16 protein-coding genes are annotated in these 17,444 nt (G+C 72.2%); 9 read left to right on the top strand and 7 right to left on the bottom strand.

All coding sequences use genetic code 11. The annotated features are described in order from the left end of the window. Positions 1-29: 29 nt before the first annotated feature. Together ACFUJR_RS08030 and ACFUJR_RS08025 are read right to left on the bottom strand one after the other, a co-directional pair. Complete coding sequence (locus ACFUJR_RS08030) at positions 30-548, bottom strand: hypothetical protein (protein WP_383165096.1); 519 nt, start codon at positions 546-548, stop codon at positions 30-32. After that, on the bottom strand, positions 545-1,798 hold the full coding sequence (locus tag ACFUJR_RS08025) for a molybdopterin-dependent oxidoreductase (RefSeq protein ID WP_383165099.1): 1,254 nt from the start codon (positions 1,796-1,798) through the stop codon (positions 545-547). Before ACFUJR_RS08025 ends, ACFUJR_RS08030 begins: the two co-directional genes overlap by 4 nt. A 343-nt stretch (positions 1,799-2,141) precedes the next feature. Here ACFUJR_RS08025 and ACFUJR_RS08020 point away from each other — a divergent pair, with 343 nt between their 5' ends. The 5 genes from ACFUJR_RS08020 to ACFUJR_RS08000 all read left to right on the top strand — a co-directional run bounded on the left by ACFUJR_RS08020 (position 2,142) and on the right by ACFUJR_RS08000 (position 5,555). Beyond that, complete coding sequence (locus ACFUJR_RS08020) at positions 2,142-2,786, top strand: hypothetical protein (RefSeq protein WP_383165102.1); 645 nt, start codon at positions 2,142-2,144, stop codon at positions 2,784-2,786. A gap of 14 nt (positions 2,787-2,800) precedes the next feature. Continuing rightward, a complete protein-coding gene (locus tag ACFUJR_RS08015; protein ID WP_383165105.1) occupies positions 2,801-3,346 on the top strand; it encodes a flavodoxin family protein in 546 nt (181 codons plus the stop codon). A gap of 342 nt (positions 3,347-3,688) precedes the next feature. Next, positions 3,689-4,147, top strand: a complete 459-nt coding sequence (locus tag ACFUJR_RS08010) for a Crp/Fnr family transcriptional regulator (protein WP_383165108.1) — start codon at positions 3,689-3,691, stop codon at positions 4,145-4,147. A gap of 25 nt (positions 4,148-4,172) precedes the next feature. Next, positions 4,173-4,802, top strand: a complete 630-nt coding sequence (locus tag ACFUJR_RS08005) for a CBS domain-containing protein (RefSeq protein WP_383165111.1) — start codon at positions 4,173-4,175, stop codon at positions 4,800-4,802. A gap of 66 nt (positions 4,803-4,868) precedes the next feature. After that, complete coding sequence (locus tag ACFUJR_RS08000) at positions 4,869-5,555, top strand: response regulator (RefSeq protein WP_383165114.1); 687 nt, start codon at positions 4,869-4,871, stop codon at positions 5,553-5,555. 5 nt (positions 5,556-5,560) lie between these two features. Here ACFUJR_RS08000 and ACFUJR_RS07995 read toward each other — a convergent pair whose 3' ends face one another. From ACFUJR_RS07995 to ACFUJR_RS07985, 3 genes are read right to left on the bottom strand one after another with little or no spacing between them, the layout of a single operon-like run. Continuing rightward, positions 5,561-7,300 (bottom strand): GAF domain-containing sensor histidine kinase, encoded by a 1,740-nt coding sequence (locus ACFUJR_RS07995; RefSeq protein ID WP_383165116.1) that lies wholly within the window; start codon positions 7,298-7,300, stop codon positions 5,561-5,563. 51 nt (positions 7,301-7,351) lie between these two features. Continuing rightward, the gene (locus ACFUJR_RS07990; protein ID WP_383165119.1) at positions 7,352-9,973 is read right to left on the bottom strand and encodes a cation-translocating P-type ATPase; all 2,622 of its coding nucleotides are present in this window, start codon (positions 9,971-9,973) and stop codon (positions 7,352-7,354) included. 7 nt (positions 9,974-9,980) lie between these two features. Then, positions 9,981-10,232 carry a hypothetical protein gene (locus tag ACFUJR_RS07985; RefSeq protein WP_383165122.1) on the bottom strand — a complete coding sequence of 84 codons (252 nt, stop codon included), beginning with the start codon at positions 10,230-10,232 and terminating at the stop codon, positions 9,981-9,983. A gap of 363 nt (positions 10,233-10,595) precedes the next feature. Here ACFUJR_RS07985 and ACFUJR_RS07980 point away from each other — a divergent pair, with 363 nt between their 5' ends. Together ACFUJR_RS07980 and ACFUJR_RS07975 are read left to right on the top strand one after the other, a co-directional pair. Beyond that, positions 10,596-11,219 carry a CBS domain-containing protein gene (locus tag ACFUJR_RS07980; RefSeq protein WP_383165125.1) on the top strand — a complete coding sequence of 208 codons (624 nt, stop codon included), beginning with the start codon at positions 10,596-10,598 and terminating at the stop codon, positions 11,217-11,219. 38 nt (positions 11,220-11,257) lie between these two features. Beyond that, positions 11,258-12,247, top strand: a complete 990-nt coding sequence (locus tag ACFUJR_RS07975) for an Acg family FMN-binding oxidoreductase (protein ID WP_383165127.1) — start codon at positions 11,258-11,260, stop codon at positions 12,245-12,247. A gap of 44 nt (positions 12,248-12,291) precedes the next feature. Here the strand turns inward: ACFUJR_RS07975 and ACFUJR_RS07970 are convergent, their stop codons facing one another. After that, positions 12,292-14,682, bottom strand: a complete 2,391-nt coding sequence (locus ACFUJR_RS07970; protein WP_383165130.1) for a glycoside hydrolase family 65 protein — start codon at positions 14,680-14,682, stop codon at positions 12,292-12,294. Beyond that, positions 14,679-15,485: an HAD family hydrolase gene (locus tag ACFUJR_RS07965; protein ID WP_383165133.1), complete on the bottom strand. Its 807-nt coding sequence runs from the start codon at positions 15,483-15,485 to the stop codon at positions 14,679-14,681. Before ACFUJR_RS07965 ends, ACFUJR_RS07970 begins: the two co-directional genes overlap by 4 nt. A gap of 144 nt (positions 15,486-15,629) precedes the next feature. Between ACFUJR_RS07965 and ACFUJR_RS07960 the strand changes: the two genes are divergently transcribed. Together ACFUJR_RS07960 and ACFUJR_RS07955 are read left to right on the top strand one after the other, a co-directional pair. Next, positions 15,630-17,057: an MBL fold metallo-hydrolase RNA specificity domain-containing protein gene (locus tag ACFUJR_RS07960; protein ID WP_383165136.1), complete on the top strand. Its 1,428-nt coding sequence runs from the start codon at positions 15,630-15,632 to the stop codon at positions 17,055-17,057. A 94-nt stretch (positions 17,058-17,151) separates the two neighbouring features. Next, positions 17,152-17,444: cyclic nucleotide-binding domain-containing protein (locus ACFUJR_RS07955; RefSeq protein WP_383450275.1), on the top strand; the 293-nt coding region annotated here is incomplete at its 3' end.

The raw sequence follows: 17,444 nt of genomic DNA, 5'->3' as shown, positions 1-17,444 counted from the left end.
GACGTGCGCGGTGCACGCCTCCGGGGAGGTCATTCCGCGGCGCGGCGCGCCCGGCGCCGACGTCGCGCCGAGCGTCGTCGGGGCGCCGACGCGTGCCACCTCCGGACGAGGAGCGTCGCTGCCGAGGCGACGAGGAGGGCGGCTGTGACGAGCAGCCAGCGTCCCAGGAACCCGTCGGCCGGGAGCCCCGTGTACGCGGTGTAGTGGTCGACCCGGCCCAGGATCAGCGGCCACCAGACCAGCAGCAGGAGCCCCGAGACGAAGACCGGGACACGCACGTAGTTGACACTCGCCCTCGGCGGCCCCTCCCCCGCGGGTGCCTTCTCCCTGAACAGACGCTGCGCGGCCCGGTCGGTCACTGAATAGAAGGGGAGCAGGACGAGGTCGTGGAGGAGTGCCGCACCGACGAACCACAGAGCCACACCCAGGGTGTCCCCCTGGAACAGCCGGACGCCGGCGTAGGCGGCGAGCGCGAAGGAGGCCAGCACGAGGAGCAGGTGGAGCGGGGACGCTCCGTAGCGGCGGCGAAAGGCGGCCAGGTGGCTCATGCCGGCTCTCCGAAGGTGATCCGGGTGACCCATTTGGTGTTGTGGACGCCGGGCGCGCCCGGGACGATCACGCGGGCCGGGTAGCCGTGGTCCCGCGAGAGCACGGCTCCGTTGACGCGCACGGCCAGAAGCGAACGGTGGTCGCGTACCTGGTTGTCCCTCAGGACGACGGAGCTGAACGCCCCTCCCCGCTGTACCGATTCCACCAGGGCCCGCGGGGTGTCCGTGCCGCGCCCGACCAGTGCGGCCAAGTCCGTGAGCCGAACGCCGCTCCACAGCTGGTCGGGGGTCGACCAGCCCTCGACGCAGGCGATGGGCAGCGCCGCTTCGTGCTGCTCCATGGCCAGGAGCGCATCTCGGGTCAGCACGACCTGGCGGCCCGCGCCGCGTACGGTCAGCCGCCAGGCGGGGCCGATGTCGCTGGGCCGGATCCCTACGGATGCCGCGGTCTTGTTGATCTGGAAACCGTTCGGACCTGAGCCGGGATCGCGGCCGTGCGGGGCAAGCAGCGCCGTCTGGCGCCACCAGCCGCCCACACTCTGCCCGGCCGTCACCACGAAGAGCGCCAGGGACCCCAGTCCGACCATGCCCAGGGCGCCCCGCCGCGAGATGGTGGGCGGCGCCGGCCGGGGCGACGCAAGGCCGGCCGCCTCCTCCGTACCGGCTTCCGGCAGCTCGCGTCCGTACCTCACCGCGCGCAGGGCACGCGGCAGCCGGAAGGCCACGTGCACGACGAAGGCGCCGATGAACACCCACGCCCCGTAGAAGTGGAGGACGTAGAAGGAGCCCGGGAAGATGTAGTGCAACTGCACGTTGAGGATGCCCGTGGCGAACTCGAAGCCGGCGCCGCCCACCAGCAGGAGCAAGGACAGGCGCTCGATGCCGTGGCTGACCGACCGTACGGGCGGCCACCGGAACAGCTTGGGGATGACCGACCACAGCTTCGCCAGCAGCACCGGTACGAGGACGACGCCCAGGACCACGTGTACGCCCTGGTTCACCCGGTAGAGCCAGTACGGCGAGGTCGGCCAGGAGAACAGGTAGAAGCCTAGCCACCCCTTGTCCGGCGTCTGGTCGTTGATGGGCGACAGATCCGGGTTGTACGCGGCGTACGACAGCAGGCCCGTGACGAACAGCAGCGTGATGCCGACCAGCAGGACGATTCCGAGCACGGCGGTCAGCCACAGCCCCCGCAGCGGGCTGCGCCAGAACTCCGGCCGCGACGGCCCCGGCGGGGGCGGCCCCGACACGGCAGCCCGCAGACGCGTCAGCGGAGCCGGCCGCCTCGCGGGCTCCGACGGCGCCCGGGACGGGGACTCGGGCCGATTCCGCTCTCCGTCGCTCGCCTCCACCGGGACACCTCCGCACATTCGCCGATCGTCGGAGACGAACATCCCGCACCGGAACGCGGGCCGGGTCCGTGACACGCCCACCCGGGGCCGCCCGGTGCCTCCCCCGGCCGCCGTACATCGTCGATGCACCTCCGTGCGAGCGGAGACTCCGCCGTGTCGAGCGGCGAGTGGGGACCGTTCGACCCAAGCGAGACGCCCGAGCTGTGAACCAGACTGGTGGTGTCGGATTCAGGAGGTGTACATGAACACCCAGCCGAGCGCCGACGCGACCGCCGAGTCTCTTCTGCTCGACGCCGCTCTGCCCGAGTTCCGGTTCTCCCGCCTGGAGTGCTCCGTGATCGGCGCCCCGCCGGACGTGGTGTACGGAGCAGCCCGGGATCTGGACATGCTGTCCATCCACTCCCCGCTGTTCGACGCGGTCACGTGGGCGCGTGGCGTACCGGACCGACTGCGCCGTCGGCCCGCGGTCACACCGCCTTCGATGCGGGTCTCCGACCTGTTCGAGACGCCCACAGGTGATGATCGGCGGGACCCGGAGGCCCAACCCTGGGTCGCCCTGGGAGAGCGCGCGGGGCGCGAGATCGTCTTCGGGGCGGTCGGCAAGGTGTGGAAGCCCACCATCGAGTGGCGCCGCGTCGAACCCGGCGAATTCGCGGGCTTCGAGGAACCCGGCTGGGCGAAGATGGCCGCCGCCTTCGTCGTCCACCCCTACGGGGCAGAGCGGTCGCTTCTGACCTACGAAGCCCGCACCGCCTGCACCGACCCGGTCTCCACCAGACGGTTCGGCCGCTACTGGACGCTGGTCTCCCCAGGCGTCGGCATCGTGCTGCGCGCGGCGCTGCGGACGATCGAGGCGGCCTCGGAAGCCGGAGAACGAAGCACCTGAGGAGATGAGACGTGATGCGTGCCGTGATCGTGTACGAGAGTCTGTTCGGCAACACGCGCGAGGTCGCCGACGCGATAGGAGAGGGCGTCAAGGCGGCGCACCCGGACGCCGAGGTCGAGTGCGTGGCCGTGGTCGACGCGCTGCCGGAGCGCATCGGCCCCACCGACCTGCTGGTCGTCGGCGGACCGACCCACATGCGGGGCATGACAACGGGGATGAGCCGGAAGATGGGGCTGAAGTCGGAGGAGAAGGACGCCGAGAAGGGGGAACGTCCCTTCGCCCCCGAGGAGGGCGCCGAGGGTCCTGGCGTCCGCGACTGGTTCCACGACACGCTCCCGAAGGCCCACACCGGTACCCATGCCGCCGCGGCCTTCGACACCCGGGCGGACATGCGCCTGGCCGGCGCCGCCGCCGGCGGCATCGCGCGCCGGCTGCGCAGCCATGGCTACGAACTCGTCGCGGAACCCGAGGGATTCATCATCGAGGACACCGAAGGGCCGCTGCGCGAAGGCGAGAGGGAGCGCGCGAGGGCGTGGGGCGCGGCCCTCCAGGCCTCGTGACCGACCCGCGAGGAAGGGCCCGCTGACAGCCGGAGTGAGACGCGCCCCGTGCCACCCGGCCCGGTGCGCCCTTCCTCCGATACGTGCCGGAAGGTCGCCCCGCCGGTGTCGCCACTGTGATCCGGAAGGCCGCCGCCGGAGTCGAGTCCGTGATCCGGAAGGCCGCCGTCGGAGTCGAGCCTGTGATCCGGAACCCGATGCCTGCCGCGCGCGGCGGATGCCGGAGCCGGGGCTGATCCGACTGGCACGGGGCCGAGCGGTGCACCAAGGGGGCCATCCGGCCCTCCTCGCCCCTCGCGGAACAGGACCAGACTGGGAGTGGACACCGATCAGGAGGCCCCGATGAGCACTCCCCCCAACCCACGCCTCACCGCAGCCCTCTCCGCCGACCAGCGTGACCGGCTGCTGAACTGTGCCAACCGGGTGGACTTCCCTGAAGGTACCCGCCTGTTCGAGGAGGGCGGATACGCCGACCGGTTCTGGATCGTCCGTACCGGAACAGTCACCCTGGACGTCCGTGTCCCCGGCAAGCGGCCGGCCGTGGTCGACAGCGTCAGCGCCGGTGAACTGCTCGGCTGGTCGTGGCTGTTCGAGCCGTACCGCTGGCATTTCGGCGCCGAAGCGATGACGCGGGTACGCGCGGACGAGTTCGACGCGGCGACCGTGCGCATGATGATGGACGTCGATCCGGCCTTCGGCCTCGCCCTGGACCACTTCGTCGGACAGATGCTCGCCCATCGTCTCTTCTCCGCCCGGGTGCGGCTGCTGGATCTGTACGCCCCCCACGGAAGCGGCCTGTAGATCCTCACCTCTCAGGGAGAACGTGATGCCCGCCTCGCGCTACACCGTCAGCGACGTCATGACCCACACCGCCGTCGCCATCGGGCGTGACGCTTCGTACAAGGAGATCGTCGCCCTCATGGACCAGTGGAAGGTGAGCGCCTTGCCCGTCCTGGAGGGGGAGGGACGGGTGATCGGGATCGTGTCGGAGGCCGACCTGCTGCCGAAGGAGGAGTTCCGCACGGACGAACCCCGTCCTGACGAGTTCCCCGCGGCGTCCAAGGCCGGAGCCCTGCGGGCCGGGGAACTCATGTCCAGCCCGGCCGTGACCGTCCACCCGGACGCGACGCTCGCCGAAGCGGCACGGATCATGGCGACGCGGAGGGTGAAGCGCCTGCCCGTCGTCAACGGCGTGGGCATGTTGGAGGGCGTGGTCAGCCGGAGCGATCTGCTGAAGGTCTTCCTCCGCACGGACGCCGAGATCGAGGACGACGTCCGTCGCTCCGTGCTCAGCGAGTCCGCTGCCCCGGCGGCGCTCGACGTCACGGTGACGGAGGGGGTGGCCACGATCCGCGGTGTGCTCTCCGATCGGTCGCTGGTGCCGCTCCTGGCCCGGGCGGTGCGCGCGGTGGAGGGGGTCGTCGACGTCCGGATGGACCTCGATCCCGGCCCGTGAGGCGTTCGATGACGGACAATCCTCGTGAGGGGCGGACCACGTACGCGACCGACCACAGGGATCGCCATGAACGATCGCCAGACAGCCACCGCACCCACGCGGGTCTTCCTCGTGGACGATCACGAAGTCGTCCGCCGGGGCCTTCGGGACCTGATCGACGACGAGCCCGACATGGAGGTGGTCGGCGAGGCGTCGACGGCCGACCAGGCACTGGCCAGGGGTCCCGCCCTGCGGCCTGACGTCGCGGTTCTCGACGTCAGGCTGCCCGACGGCGACGGCATCTCCGTGTGCCGGGAACTGCGCTCCCGGATGCCCGGACTGGCCTGTCTGATGCTGACGTCGTTCGACGACGAGGACGCACTGCTCGACGCGATCATGGCGGGGGCCGCCGGGTACGTCCTGAAGCAGATCAAGGGATCCGATCTGGTGTCGGCGGTACGGACCGTGGCCACCGGGCAGTCGATGCTGGACCCGGCCACCACCGCCCGGCTGATGCACTCGCTTCGGGACCCGGAGGCGGCGAAGCCGCCGGAGGACGAGCGGCTCGCGGTGCTGTCCGAGCGGGAGCGGTCCGTCCTCGACCTGATCGGCGAGGGGCTCACCAACCGGCAGATCGCCAAACGGCTGTACCTGTCGGAGAAGACCGTCAAGAACCACATCTCACGCCTGCTCGGCAAACTCGGCGTGGAACGCCGCGTCCAGGCCGCCGTCATCGCCGCACAGGCCCACGAGCACGACGACGAGGAGGCGTAGGGTCCTCATTCCCGCTCGGCCGGCAGCGGGATACGCCACTCCAGGACTGTTCCGCCGGCCGGCTCGGCTCGCGCGTGGACCGACAGGGTGCCTCCCGACCGCTCAGCCCGTTCGGACAGATTGCGCAGCCCGCTCCGGCGGGCGCCGTCGGGCGGGATGCCGATGCCGTCGTCGCTCACCGTCACGGCCAGGACGCCGTCGTCGGCGACGACCGACACGTCGGCCCGGCGGGCCCGCGCGTGCCGGGCCACGTTGGTGAGGGCTTCACCGATGACCGCGATCACCTGTTCGGCCGCCTCGGGGGGCACGTCCGTGTCAAGGAGGCCCTCCATGCGCAGGGCGGGGGCGAACCCGAGCGTGGTCGCGGCCTCGTCCACCGCCTTGACCACGCGGTTCCTCAGCCTCGGGGCGGCGCCCGGGGTGCCGTGGTCCCGGAGCCCGAAGATGGTCGACCGAATGATCTTGATAGTGGCGTCCAGGTCGTCGATCGCCCGTCCCAGCCGGTCCACGGCCTCCGGGTGCTCGACGAACCGCCGGGCGCTCTGGAGCGTCATCCCGGTGGCGAACAGCCGCTGGATCGCCAGGTCGTGCAGGTCACGGGCGATCCGGTCGCGGTCCTCCAGGAGGACGACCTGCTCGGCCTCCCGGCGCCGGTCGGCCAGTTCGAGCGCCATTGCGGCCTGTCCCGCGAATCCGGGGAGAGCGGTGATCTCCGAGCCTGTGAACGGGGGCCGTCCGTGGCGCCGCGCGAGGATCAGTACGCCGCTCAGTCGTTCCTTCGTGCCGACCGTGACGGCTACGGCCGGTCCGAAGCCCTTCCACCGTTCGGGCTGCACCGTGACGCGCGGGTCGTTCTCGACGTCCGGCACCGTGATCAGGCCGTCCCCCTCCGTGAGGGCGGCAGCGGCCAGGGTTCCCTCGCTGCTCGGCAGGACGACGTCCGCGTGCACGTCGGCCCCCTCACCGCGGGCGAGCGAGCCCCGCAGCTCGCCGCCCGCCCCCACCAGGTAGAAGACCCCCACGTCGGCACCCGCGATGTCGACCGCCTGCTCCAGCATCCTGTCCAGGACCTGGCTGTCCTCCGCGCCCGACAGGAGGGCGCTGGTGAGGTCGGAGCTGGCGGCGAGCCACCGCTGCCGGAGGCGGCCCTCCTCGTAGAGCCGGGCGTTCTCGATCGCGATGCCGGCAGCGACGGCCAGGGTCGTGACGACGGCCTCGTCCTCGGCGTCGAAGTCGGCTCCGCCACGCTTCTCGGTGAGGTAGAGGTTGCCGAAGACCTCGTCGCGGACGCGGATCGGGACGCCCAGGAACGTGTGCATCGGCGGATGGTGGGGCGGGAATCCGTACGAGGTGGGGTGCTCCGACAGCTCGGAGAGGCGGAGCGGCCGGGGGTTGCGGATCAGTTCGCCGAGGAGGCCGTGTCCGGAGGGCAGGTCGCCGATCTGCCTCCGCAGGTCGTCGCCGATGCCGATGGGGAGGAACTCGGAGAGTCTGCTGTCGTCGCCGATGACGCCCAGGGCTCCGTACTCGGCGTCCACGAGCGTCACGGCCGCCTCCACGATGCCGCGCAGCACCTGCGGCAGGTCGAGTTCGCGGCCCACGGACATGACGGCTTCGAGCAGACCGTCGAGCCGGTCCCTGGTGCCCCGCACCTCGTCGATGCGCACCTGGACCTCGTCGAGCAGCTCGTCGAGTCTCAGCCGCGGAATCCGGTTCTCCACACGCTCAGGGCCCTCACGACCCATCGAAACCTCCGGCTGCGTCGAGCGCTCGGGCGGCACCCGAAGCACGCAGTCTCACCGTAGTCCGGATGAGGCACCGGTTCCTGTCGGGCCGCTCGGGTGGAAGGCGGTCCGTAGGACGCGGGCCGCGACGAATCCGGCGGGCGCGCACGCGAGAGCGATCCCGGCACCCGCCCAGCCGAGCGGCTCGGTCTCCAGGACCGATGCCAGGAAGGGCACGTACAGGGCGGCCGCTGCAAGCAGGGCGGAAGCGAGGACGGACAGCGGGAGGAACGGATTCTCCTTGGTCAGGAGCCGGGTGCGCAGTCCCAGGACGACGCCGAGCTGCGCGGCGAGCAGGGCGAGGAAGAGGACGCTCTGCCAGGCGAGGTCCAGTGCCTGGGCGGCGAGCCCTGCGCCGAGGGAGGCCACCGTGACGACGGCCGCGAGAACGAGCAGCCTCTGCCAGGCGCCGCCGCCGAGAATGTGCTGGTCAGGTGGGCGCGGGGGGCGGCGCATCGCTCCCGGGGACGCGGGCTCGGCGCCCATCGCGACGCCCGTGAGACCGTGTGTCAGGAGGTTGATCCACAGAATCTGGCCTGCGCGGAGAGGCAGCGGAAGTCCCAGGAGCGGGCCCATGAGCATCACGAGGATCTCCGCCGCGCCGCCGGCCATCCCGTAGACGAGGAAGCGGCGGATGTTGTCGTAGACACGTCTCCCCTCCTCGACGGCCGCCACGACCGTCGAGAGCTCGTCGTCGGTGAGGACGAGGTCCGCCGCCTGCCGCGCCACCTCCGTTCCGCGCTCCCCCATGGCGACACCGATGTCGGCACGGTGCAGGGCCGGGCCGTCGTTGACCCCGTCGCCGGTCATCGCGGTCACCGCTCCCCGGGCACGCCACGCCTCCACGATGTCCAGCTTCTGCTGCGGGTCCGTACGCGCGAAGACCCGCACCGAGGTGAGGTCGACGACTCGCCCCGCGGCCACGTCCTCCCCGGTGACGACTCGGCCCTCGGTTTCGTCGGCGTCGCCCAGGAGAGCGACGTGCGACGCGACCGCCCGGGCCGTCGCCGGATGGTCCCCGGTGATGAGAACGGGCGTGATGCCCGCGTCACGGCAGGAGGCGAGGGTTGCCGCGGCATGCGGTTTGGGCGGGTCGCTGAGCGCGACGAGACCGAGGAGCGCCAGCCCCGACTCCGCCGCGGTGACCGGGCTCGGGACGTCGTTCCGCACGCCCGACGCCACGGCGAGCACGCGGTATCCCCGGGCGGCCAGGTGCGCGGCCTCCTGGCGTGCCGCCGCGAGCCCGTCCGGAGGATCGAGCAGGACCGCCGGGTCGAGTACGGCCTCGGGGGCGCCCTTCAGGCAGACGAGCACCCCGCCTGTGCCGGTCCTGTGGAGCGTGGTCATGCGTCTGCGGAGGCTGTCGAAGGGCGCCTCTGCGACCCGGGGGCGGGTCACCGACAGTTCCGTCGGCCCCGGGCAGCCCGTCTTGGCCGCGGCCGTCAGCAGCGCGGCCTCCATGGGGTCGCCCAGAGCCGTCCAGCGGCCGTCGGACGCCCTCTCGTCCGCCGGGCGCAGCGTGGCGTCGTTGCACAGGGTGGTCACCGTCAGCAGCTCCGTCAGCGGCTCGAGCTCGTCCGCCTCCGCCGGCCTCCCGGCGACAAGGGCCTCGCCTTCGGGTTCGTAACCCACGCCGGAGAGCTCGGCGCTCACTCGCGGTGTCCAGACGTGCTGGACGACCATGCGTCCCTCGGTCAGGGTGCCGGTCTTGTCGGTGGCGAGGACGGACACCGAGCCGAGCGTCTCCACCGCGGGCAGCCGCCGCACCAGGGCGTGCCGGGCGGCCATGCGTCTGGCCCCGAGGGCCAGGGCCAGGGTGACGACGGCGGGAAGGGATTCCGGGACCGCCGCGACGGCCAGGCTGATGGCGGTGACGGCCATCGTGCCGAGTGGGAGCCCCCGCACCAGGCCGAGGGCGAAGACCAGGACGCAGAGCACGAGCGTCACGGCCGCCAGGACGCGACCGAGGGCGGCGAGCCGGCGCTGCAGGGGGGTCGGCTCGCGGCCTTCGTCGAGGAGAGCCGCGATGCGGCCGAGCGCGCTGGACGCCCCGGTCTCCGTGACCGTGGCGACGCCCCGGCCCCGCACGATGACCGTGCCCGCGCTCAGCGTCGCGCCGGGGTCCTTGTCGACGGGCACCGACTCCCCCGTGAGCATGGACTCGTCCACCAGGACGGCGGACGCCTCGGCGAGCTCGGCGTCGGCGGCGACGATGTCGCCCTCACCGACCAGGAGGACGTCACCCGGGACGATCGACGCCGCCGGGAGGTCGTGGACGGAACCGTCGCGCCGCACTCGCGCGTGAGGGGCGGTGAGGGCCGAGAGTGCGGCGACGGCGTTGTCGGCCCGGATCTCCTGCGCCACGCCGACGGTCGTGTTCACGAGGACGACCAGCCCGATGACGATCGCGTCAGGGTGGTCGCCGATCGCGAGGGTGAGCACGACGGCCCCGAGGAGCACCATGATCAGCGGGTCGGTCAGCTGGGCCAGGACCCGCTTGTGGAGCCGTACGGGCTTCCTCGGGGTCACCTCGTTGGGGCCTGTGCGGGCGAGCCTCCGGGCGGCCTCCGCCTCGGTGAGTCCCGTGGTCCCGCGCAGCGAGGCGCGCGCCCGGTCCTCCGCGGACGCCGTCATGACCCGCTCACCCGGCAGGGACGGTGTTCACCGGGCAATGGTGACGGTGCGGCAGCCCTCGGACGACGGAGCCGACGCGCGTCCCGGGGTACCCATCCCGGCCCCGACGGCCGACGACGACGGCAAGGGCGTGCCCGGCCGCGTCCGCGAGCGTCGCCACGTCCGGCTGCCGGGCGTGCGCCCGGGCGAGGGCCGGGTGCCCGTTCCTGACGGGGCCGGCACCGACGACGATGTCACGGCGGTTCGTTGTGCGTGTCATGACGTGCTCCCGTGTCCGGGTCCTTGCCGGGGATGAGCTCCACGGGGCGGTGGGCGTGCTGGAGCAGACACCGGCGAGACCCTGCCGAGGCGGGGACGGGTCGTGGTTCCGTCCCCGGCTCCTCCTCATGCGGGGTGCATGGGACTACTTCCACCCTGGCACAACGGGTCCGAGCGGCCGGAGGGCCGCTGGGGCCGACGACGGGACCGAAGGTCCCGCCCGGCGGGCGGAGGGGACCGGCGGCGACGAGCCCGTTCGGTCCTGAAGGTGGACCATTCGGCCCTCGCCGCCCCGGAGCGTCCGTTGGAGGGTGGTGACGCGAGACAACACAGCGTCCGAACCCCTCGAACAGGAGGCGCGGCGATGAAGCACATGAAGGTCGGCGGTCTGATGACCGACGACGTGGTCTCCGCCCTCCCCGCGACGCCGTTCAAGGAAGTGGCGAAGCTGCTGGCCGAGCACGACATCAGCGGAGTTCCCGTCGTGGACCAGGACGACCACGTCGTCGGGGTCGTCTCCGAGAGCGACCTCCTGGCCCGGCACGTGCTGACCGCGCGGGAGCTGATGACCTCGCCCCCCGTCACGGTTCACGCCGAGGAGACGGTGGCGGACGCGGCACGGCTGATGCTGCGCCGCGGGGTCGAGCGACTTCCCGTGGTGGACGAGGAGGAACGACTGGTGGGCATCGTGACCCGCCGCGATCTGCTCTGTGTATACCTCCGCCCGGACTCGGAGATACGGCGCCGTGTCCGTGAGGACGTCCTCACGGACGCCATGGACCTGCCGGGGGACGCGGTGGACGTGCACGTCCTCGACGGTGTGGTGACGCTGGGAGGCCGCGTCCGGCGACGGAGTCAGGCCCAGATGCTCGTCGGACTCGTCGAGCGCGTGGACGGCGTCGTCGCCGTCGTGGACCGGCTGTCCTTCCACGAGGACGACCGGCGTCTCACATCCCCCACCCGGACCCCGCAGGACATCTCATGGTGACTCACCGCAGACGGGGACTCACCGCAGAAGGACGAACCGTGTCCACCACCGCTCTGACCCGGCCACTCGTGGCGTCGCTGATCGAGGACGCCGTCACGGCTCCCTCGATGCACAACGCACAGCCCTGGAAGTTCGTCTGCAAGGCGGCCAACGGGGTCATCGAACTGCACGGCGACCCGCTGCGCGGCATGCCGCACGAGGACCCGGTCCACCGCGCCCTCCACATCGGCTGCGGCGCCGCGCTGTTCGGTCTGCGAGTCGCCGCCGCACACCGGGGCCTGCGACCCACGGTTCGGCTGCTGCCCTCGCCCGACGATCCCTGGCACCTCGCCGACGTACGGCTGGACGCTCCCGACGACGCCGACAGCGACCTGGGCGTACTCCATGCCGCCCTGTCGCGGCGGCACACCAGTCGTTTTCCCTTCACCGAGGAGCGGATCTCCTCCGAGGTGATCGACGGGCTCCGTGCCGCGGCCCTCCTCGAGGGCTGCCGACTCGTCGTGCCGGGAGCGTGGCACACCGACACCGTCATGGAACTTGTCCACGCCTCCGAGCTGTTCGAGGCGACGGACGAGGCCGTACGCGCGGAGATCGCCACCTGGACACGCACCGGTGCGGCGGGCGAGGGCCCCGGCACGGAGGGTGTCCCGGCGTACGCCTTCGGTCCACGGCAGTACGACGTGACCTCCCCCGTCAGGGACTTCGGCGCCCCCCGCCAGGTGTCCGGCCGTCCATCGGCACGCTTCGAGAAGAACCCGCAGATCGCGCTGCTCGGCACGGTCGAGGACACCCCGGAGGCATGGCTGAAGGCCGGTCAGGCCCTGCATCGGGTCCTGCTGCAGGCCACACTCGACGGTCTGTCCACCTCGCTCATGTCCCAGCCGCTGGAATGGCCCGAACTCCGTGCCGACGCACGCGATCCCGGCTCGACCGTCGGCTTCGTCCACATGGTGATCCGGCTGGGCTACGGCCCCCAGGGGCAGGCCACGCCGCGCCGGCCCGTCTCCGAGGTGCTGGCCTTCGGCTGAGGCGCCGCTCGCCGGCGGAGCGAGCCACCTCTCCGAGCCACCTCTCAGAGACGGAACCAACGCTCCTGTCCCGGTGCGACGGTGACCCGCCGGTCGCCCGGGAGGACCACGGCGAGCGGGCCCCCGGACGCGGCGGGGACACGGATGGCCAGCCGACCCGGGAGCATCCGCAGGCGCACCCCTCGATGACGGCCGACGCACAGGGTGAAGGCGAACCGTGGGATCCTCGCGAGCGCCACCGGAGCCACCCGAAGCCCCTCCGGTCCCGTTTCCAGGCCGGTGATCCCTCGTTCGACGAGGTCGACCGTGCCCGCCATCGCGCCGAGATGGATGCCCTCGCCGGTCGTTCCGCCCTGGACGTCGGCCACGTCGGCGAGCAGCGCCTCCTCGCAGTAGCTCCAGGCGTCGGGCCCCTTCTGCCGGGCCAGCACCCAGCCGTGGACGAGACTGCTGAGCGTCGAGCCGTGACTGGTGCGCCGCAGGTAGTACGAGACGGTGGCGCGCCACACCTCGTCGTCCAGCCGGTAGCCGAGCCGGCCGAACAGCCCGTACAGTTCCTCGGGCCGGAACAGGTAGCCGAGCATGAGGGTGTCGGCCTGCTTCGACGCCTGGTAGCGGTTGACCGTGTCGCCCTCGGCCTCCAGGATCCGGTCGAGTCTGCGAATGTCTCCGTAGCGGGTCCGATAGGCCTCCCAGTCGAGCTCCACCAGGTCCCCGTAGCCCTCGAACTGGCTCACCACGCCGTGGTGGAACGGCACGTACAGGCGGCGGGAGACATCCTCCCAGCGAGCGAGCTCCCCGTCGTCCAGCGCCAGTCGCTCCGAGAGTTCCGAGCGGCGGGCCTCGGGCAGTTCGCCGAGCAGGTCGAGGCCGCGCGCGAGCACCCAGGCGGCGGTCGCGTTGGTGTAGGCGTTGTCGTCGATCCCGGGGGTCGTGGCACCGGGGCAGGCGTCGTGATACTCGTCGGGTCCCACGACCCCGCGGATGCGGTAGCGGCCGAGGGCGGGGTCGAAGGTGGCGGCCGAGGACCAGTAGCGGGCCACCTCCAGCAGGATCTCCGCCCCGGCCGAGTGGAGGAATCCTCGATCGCCGGTGGCCTGCGCGTGCCGCCAGACGTTGAACGCGACGGCGGAGCCCACGTGGCGCTGCAGCCGGGAGCGGTCGGGCAGCCAGCGTCCTGAGCGCGGGTTGAGATGGAGGGCCTGTGTCTCGTCCCGGCCCGAACTCGCGCTCTGCCATGGATACATGGCCCCTTGGTGTCCGGCGAGGCGGGCGGCCGCTCGGGCGGCCGGCAGTCGACGGTACCGGTACATGAGCAGCGCCCGGGCCACCTCCGGGAAGTGAAGGTCGAGGTAGGGCAGGACGAAGAGCTCGTCCCAGAAGACGTGCCCCCGGTACGCCTCGCCGTGCAGCCCTCGCGCGGGCACGCCGACGTCGAGATCCGCCGTGTGCGGGGAGAGCGTCTGCAGCAGGTGGAACACGTGCAGCCGCAGGATGCGGCCGGCCTCACCGGGCACATGCAGCTCACCCTGCTCCCAGACGCGCTGCCAGGCAGACTTGTGGGTGGCGAGCAGCCGGGGGAAGACCGGAGCACGAGCGATCACGTCGGTGGCCGCCGAGAGCGGGTCGACGGCGGGCCAGTCCGATGAGCTGCGCAGCGCCAGGGTCTTCACGACCATCGCCGAGCGCCGGGGAACGACGGGCAGGCGGTACGTCTGTACGGTGGCGGCCGGGGTGGCCTCCTCTCGGGCGGGCCGTACGGGGCGGGTCACCGTGCGCACGGCCATGGCGATCCTCATGCCCGGGTCGGTCGTACGGCAGGAGATCCAGGCGACGCCCTCGGGTTCGAATCCGGTCCGGTGGTCGGTGAGATGACGCCCTTCGAGATGCCGGTACCGCTCGACTCCGGCATTGGTGACGGCGCCGTCGAGGATGGACCGCACCTCGACGGAACCGCTCCAGCCGTAGGCGCGGAAAAGAGTGCACTGGGCCGCCAGTCCGGGGTCTCCCATGTGAACGACGCGGATGTGGCTGACGCGCAGGCCCCTCCCACGGGCGTCCTCGAAGAACAGGCGTCGGGTGAGCACACCCGCGCGCAGGTCGAGTCGCACCTCGTAGTGGCGCAGTTCTCTGGCATCGGGCGTCAGCCAGTCGCCGGCCGGCCCGTCCTCCGGGAGGCAGCGGTAGCGCAGAAGCGTCCAGTTCGGAAGGTTGACGAGGTCCTCGTTCTCGACCTGTTCACCGGCGACGACCGAGGTGGCCCGGTCGTAGCAGCCGGCCAGATAGGTGCCGGGGTAGTGCTTGGTCCCGGCAGCGCACTCGGGAGCGGAGCCCCGGGTGGCGAACCGGCCGTTGCCGAGCGTGCAGAGGGCTTCGACGAGCGGCTCGCGTTCCGGGTCGTACCGGTCGTAACTCCACGTCCAGCCGGTGGTCATCCGCGCTCACCCCACACGCTCCGGACCAGCGTCGTGAGATCGGGAACCGCCAGGTCGGCACCCCGCTCTCGCAGGGCGTCGGCCGCGGTCCGCAGCGGCGTGCGGTCGACACCGGCGACGAGCCCGAAACCGCCGCGCCGTGCCGCCTCGACCCCGGCGAGCGCGTCCTCGGCGACCGCGGTCTCCCGCGGACGGCTGCCGAGGAGGGACGCCGCCCGCAGGAAGAGCGCCGGATCCGGCTTGCCGGCCAGGCCGAGCCGGGCGGCGTCCTCGCCGTCCACGATCACCGCGAGGAGATCCGTGAGCCCCGCGGCGCGGATCAGCGCCCGGGCGTGCCGGGAGGCGGACACCGCGGCGCACGCCACACCCGCCGTGCGCAGGTCCGCGAGGGCCGGCCGGGCGTCGGGGAACGCCGCGACGCCTTCGGTACGGAGCAGATCGACGAACGCGTGTTCCTTGCGTGCCGCGACCGCCCAGATCGTCGTGCGGCCGGGCGGGTCGCCGGGCGTCCCGGCCGGGAGTCCGAGCCCCCGGGCGGCGAGGAAGGCCGCCGCCCCGTCGTAGCGGGGCCTTCCGTCGACGAACCGCCGGTAGTCGGCGTCCGCGTCGAAAGGCGGCTCATCCTCGCCCGACACCGCTTCCAGGCAGGCGTCCAGGGCGGTCTTCCAGGCCGTCGCGTGCAGGCCGGCCGAGTCGAGGAGCACGCCGTCCGTGTCCAGGACGAGGGCACGGAGCCGGCGCAGTCGCGGGTCTCGGTCGTCCACGGCGGCACTCCGTTCCGGGCCGTGGTCGGAGCCGGGCATCGCCACGTCCTCCGCGAGCCTCCACGGAGTCCCCGGCCCACGCCTGAGCCGGTCGGCCCCCGGAAGGGGCCCGCTCGGACCCTCCGGACCCGGCCGGTCCGGATGCGAAGGTGGAGACCGGTCCACTCCGAAGGAGGGCTGACCATGTCCGAGGCAGCCCCGAACCCCGCCCCCACCGCTCCGCGAGCCGCGCTGCTCAGCTTCCTGGGCGGCGTGGGAACGGTCACCGGCAGCAAGTTCCTGGTCGAGAGCGACCATGCGCGGATCCTCCTCGACTGTGGGCTCTTCCAGGGTTTCGCGACCCTGCGGCGGCGCAACTGGGAACGGTTCGCCCGCGACGCCGCCGACGTAGGCGCCGTGGTCGTCACCCATGCCCACCTGGACCACTGCGGCTATCTGCCCCGCCTGGTCAGGCAGGGCTTCCGGGGGCCGATCCTGACCAGCGCGCACACCGCACGGCTCGCCGCGATCGTGCTGCGCGACAGCGCACGGCTCCAGATGGAGGCGGCCCGGCACGCCGACGAGCACGGCTGGTCCAAGCACCGCCCGGCCAAGCCGCTGTACGACGACTCCGACGTGGAGAGGACGCTGGCGTTCTTCGACCCGGTGCCGGTCGGCGAGGACGTCGAGATCATGGCCGGAACCCGGCTGACGCTCCACCACGGCGGGCACATCCTGGGATCGGCGTGGGCCCGCCTGACGCTCGAGGACGGCCATACCCTGGCCGTCTCCGGAGACCTGGGACGGCCCGGACATCCGCTGCTGGTACCGCCCGAGCCGTTCTCGGGCGCCGACGTGCTGCTCATGGAGTCCACGTACGGCGACCGCCGCCACGACCAGGAGTCCGCCCGGTCGGAGTTCGCCGGCGTCATCGCCCGGACCGTCGCCCGGAGCGGTACCGTCGTCATCCCCGCCTTCGCGATCGACCGCACCGAAGTCGTCCTGCACGAACTCACCCGGCTGCGTGAGTCGGGCGTTCTGCCCCGGTCGGTACCGGTGTACGTGGACAGCCCCATGGCCCTGGCCGCCCTCGACGTGTACCGGGACGCGGTGCGCGCGCGGTCCCCCGAACTGCGGCCGGAGATCCTCGCCCAGGGCGTGGCCGCGCTGAGCCCCGAACCGTTCCTCGCCGCGCGCAGCGTCCAGGAGTCCATCGAGATCAACGAGGTCCACGGCCCCGCCGTCATCGTCTCCTCGGCCGGCATGGCGACCGGCGGCCGTGTCCTGCACCACCTGCACCGGCTGCTCCCCGATCCACGCAACGCGGTCGTCGTGGTCGGCTTCGCCGCGGCCGGCACCCGCGCACGGGACCTGGTCGACGGCGCCAGGACGCTCAAGATGTTCGGCGAGTACGTGCCCGTACGAGCCGAGGTCGCCGACGTCCCCCACTTCTCCGCCCACGCGGACGCCGGACAGATCATCGACTGGCTGCACGGCGCCCCTCCCCCGCACACCACCTACCTCGTCCACGGCGAGCCGGCCGCGTCCGAGGCACTGCGCGACCGCATCGACCGGGAGCTGGGCTGGACGGCCGTCGTACCACGCTCGGGGGAGGGCGTGCTGATCCGCTGACTGGGCCTGTCGGCCCTCATGTGGGGCCTGTCCGGCCCTCCCCGGGCCCGAACGCCGCGCGGGAAGCTGTACGGGAAAGGGCTGGAGGCGCGGTATGAGCACCATGACCATGCTGCTGGGCGAACTCACTCCGGAGGCACGCGACCGGCTGCTGCGACAGTCAAGGCCGGTCCGTATCCCCGCGGACACGCGCATCTTCCGCGAACGGCAGCCCGCCGACCGCTTCTGGATCATCGAGTCGGGCCGCGTCGACCTGGACGAGCGCCGCCCCGATGACGCCACCGCGCTCGTCGACACGCTCGTGTCTGGCGACCTCCTCGGCTGCTCCGGAATGCTCCCTCCGTACCACTGGCACCATGGCGCCACGGCGACCACCGAGGTCCACGC

Source organism: Streptomyces sp. NPDC057271, from assembly GCF_042668715.1.
Lineage (GTDB): Bacteria > Actinomycetota > Actinomycetes > Streptomycetales > Streptomycetaceae > Streptomyces.
The sequence above is the reverse complement of the archived record's forward strand: the minus strand, read 5'-3'. Positions and strand labels throughout refer to the sequence as shown.

Excerpts from the sequence above, each read along its gene's own strand:
- ACFUJR_RS07980 (WP_383165125.1), top strand. The coding sequence starts at position 10,596 with ATGAAGCACATGAAGGTCGGCGGTCTGATGACCGACGACGTGGTCTCC.
- ACFUJR_RS07965 (WP_383165133.1), bottom strand. The coding sequence starts at position 15,485 with ATGCCCGGCTCCGACCACGGCCCGGAACGGAGTGCCGCCGTGGACGAC.
- ACFUJR_RS07985 (WP_383165122.1), bottom strand. The coding sequence starts at position 10,232 with ATGACACGCACAACGAACCGCCGTGACATCGTCGTCGGTGCCGGCCCC.
- ACFUJR_RS08020 (WP_383165102.1), top strand. The coding sequence starts at position 2,142 with ATGAACACCCAGCCGAGCGCCGACGCGACCGCCGAGTCTCTTCTGCTC.
- ACFUJR_RS08030 (WP_383165096.1), bottom strand. The coding sequence starts at position 548 with ATGAGCCACCTGGCCGCCTTTCGCCGCCGCTACGGAGCGTCCCCGCTC.
- ACFUJR_RS07995 (WP_383165116.1), bottom strand. The coding sequence starts at position 7,300 with ATGGGTCGTGAGGGCCCTGAGCGTGTGGAGAACCGGATTCCGCGGCTG.
- ACFUJR_RS07970 (WP_383165130.1), bottom strand. The coding sequence starts at position 14,682 with ATGACCACCGGCTGGACGTGGAGTTACGACCGGTACGACCCGGAACGC.
- ACFUJR_RS07990 (WP_383165119.1), bottom strand. The coding sequence starts at position 9,973 with ATGACGGCGTCCGCGGAGGACCGGGCGCGCGCCTCGCTGCGCGGGACC.
- ACFUJR_RS08010 (WP_383165108.1), top strand. The coding sequence starts at position 3,689 with ATGAGCACTCCCCCCAACCCACGCCTCACCGCAGCCCTCTCCGCCGAC.
- ACFUJR_RS08015 (WP_383165105.1), top strand. The coding sequence starts at position 2,801 with ATGCGTGCCGTGATCGTGTACGAGAGTCTGTTCGGCAACACGCGCGAG.
- ACFUJR_RS08000 (WP_383165114.1), top strand. The coding sequence starts at position 4,869 with ATGAACGATCGCCAGACAGCCACCGCACCCACGCGGGTCTTCCTCGTG.
- ACFUJR_RS07960 (WP_383165136.1), top strand. The coding sequence starts at position 15,630 with ATGTCCGAGGCAGCCCCGAACCCCGCCCCCACCGCTCCGCGAGCCGCG.
- ACFUJR_RS08005 (WP_383165111.1), top strand. The coding sequence starts at position 4,173 with ATGCCCGCCTCGCGCTACACCGTCAGCGACGTCATGACCCACACCGCC.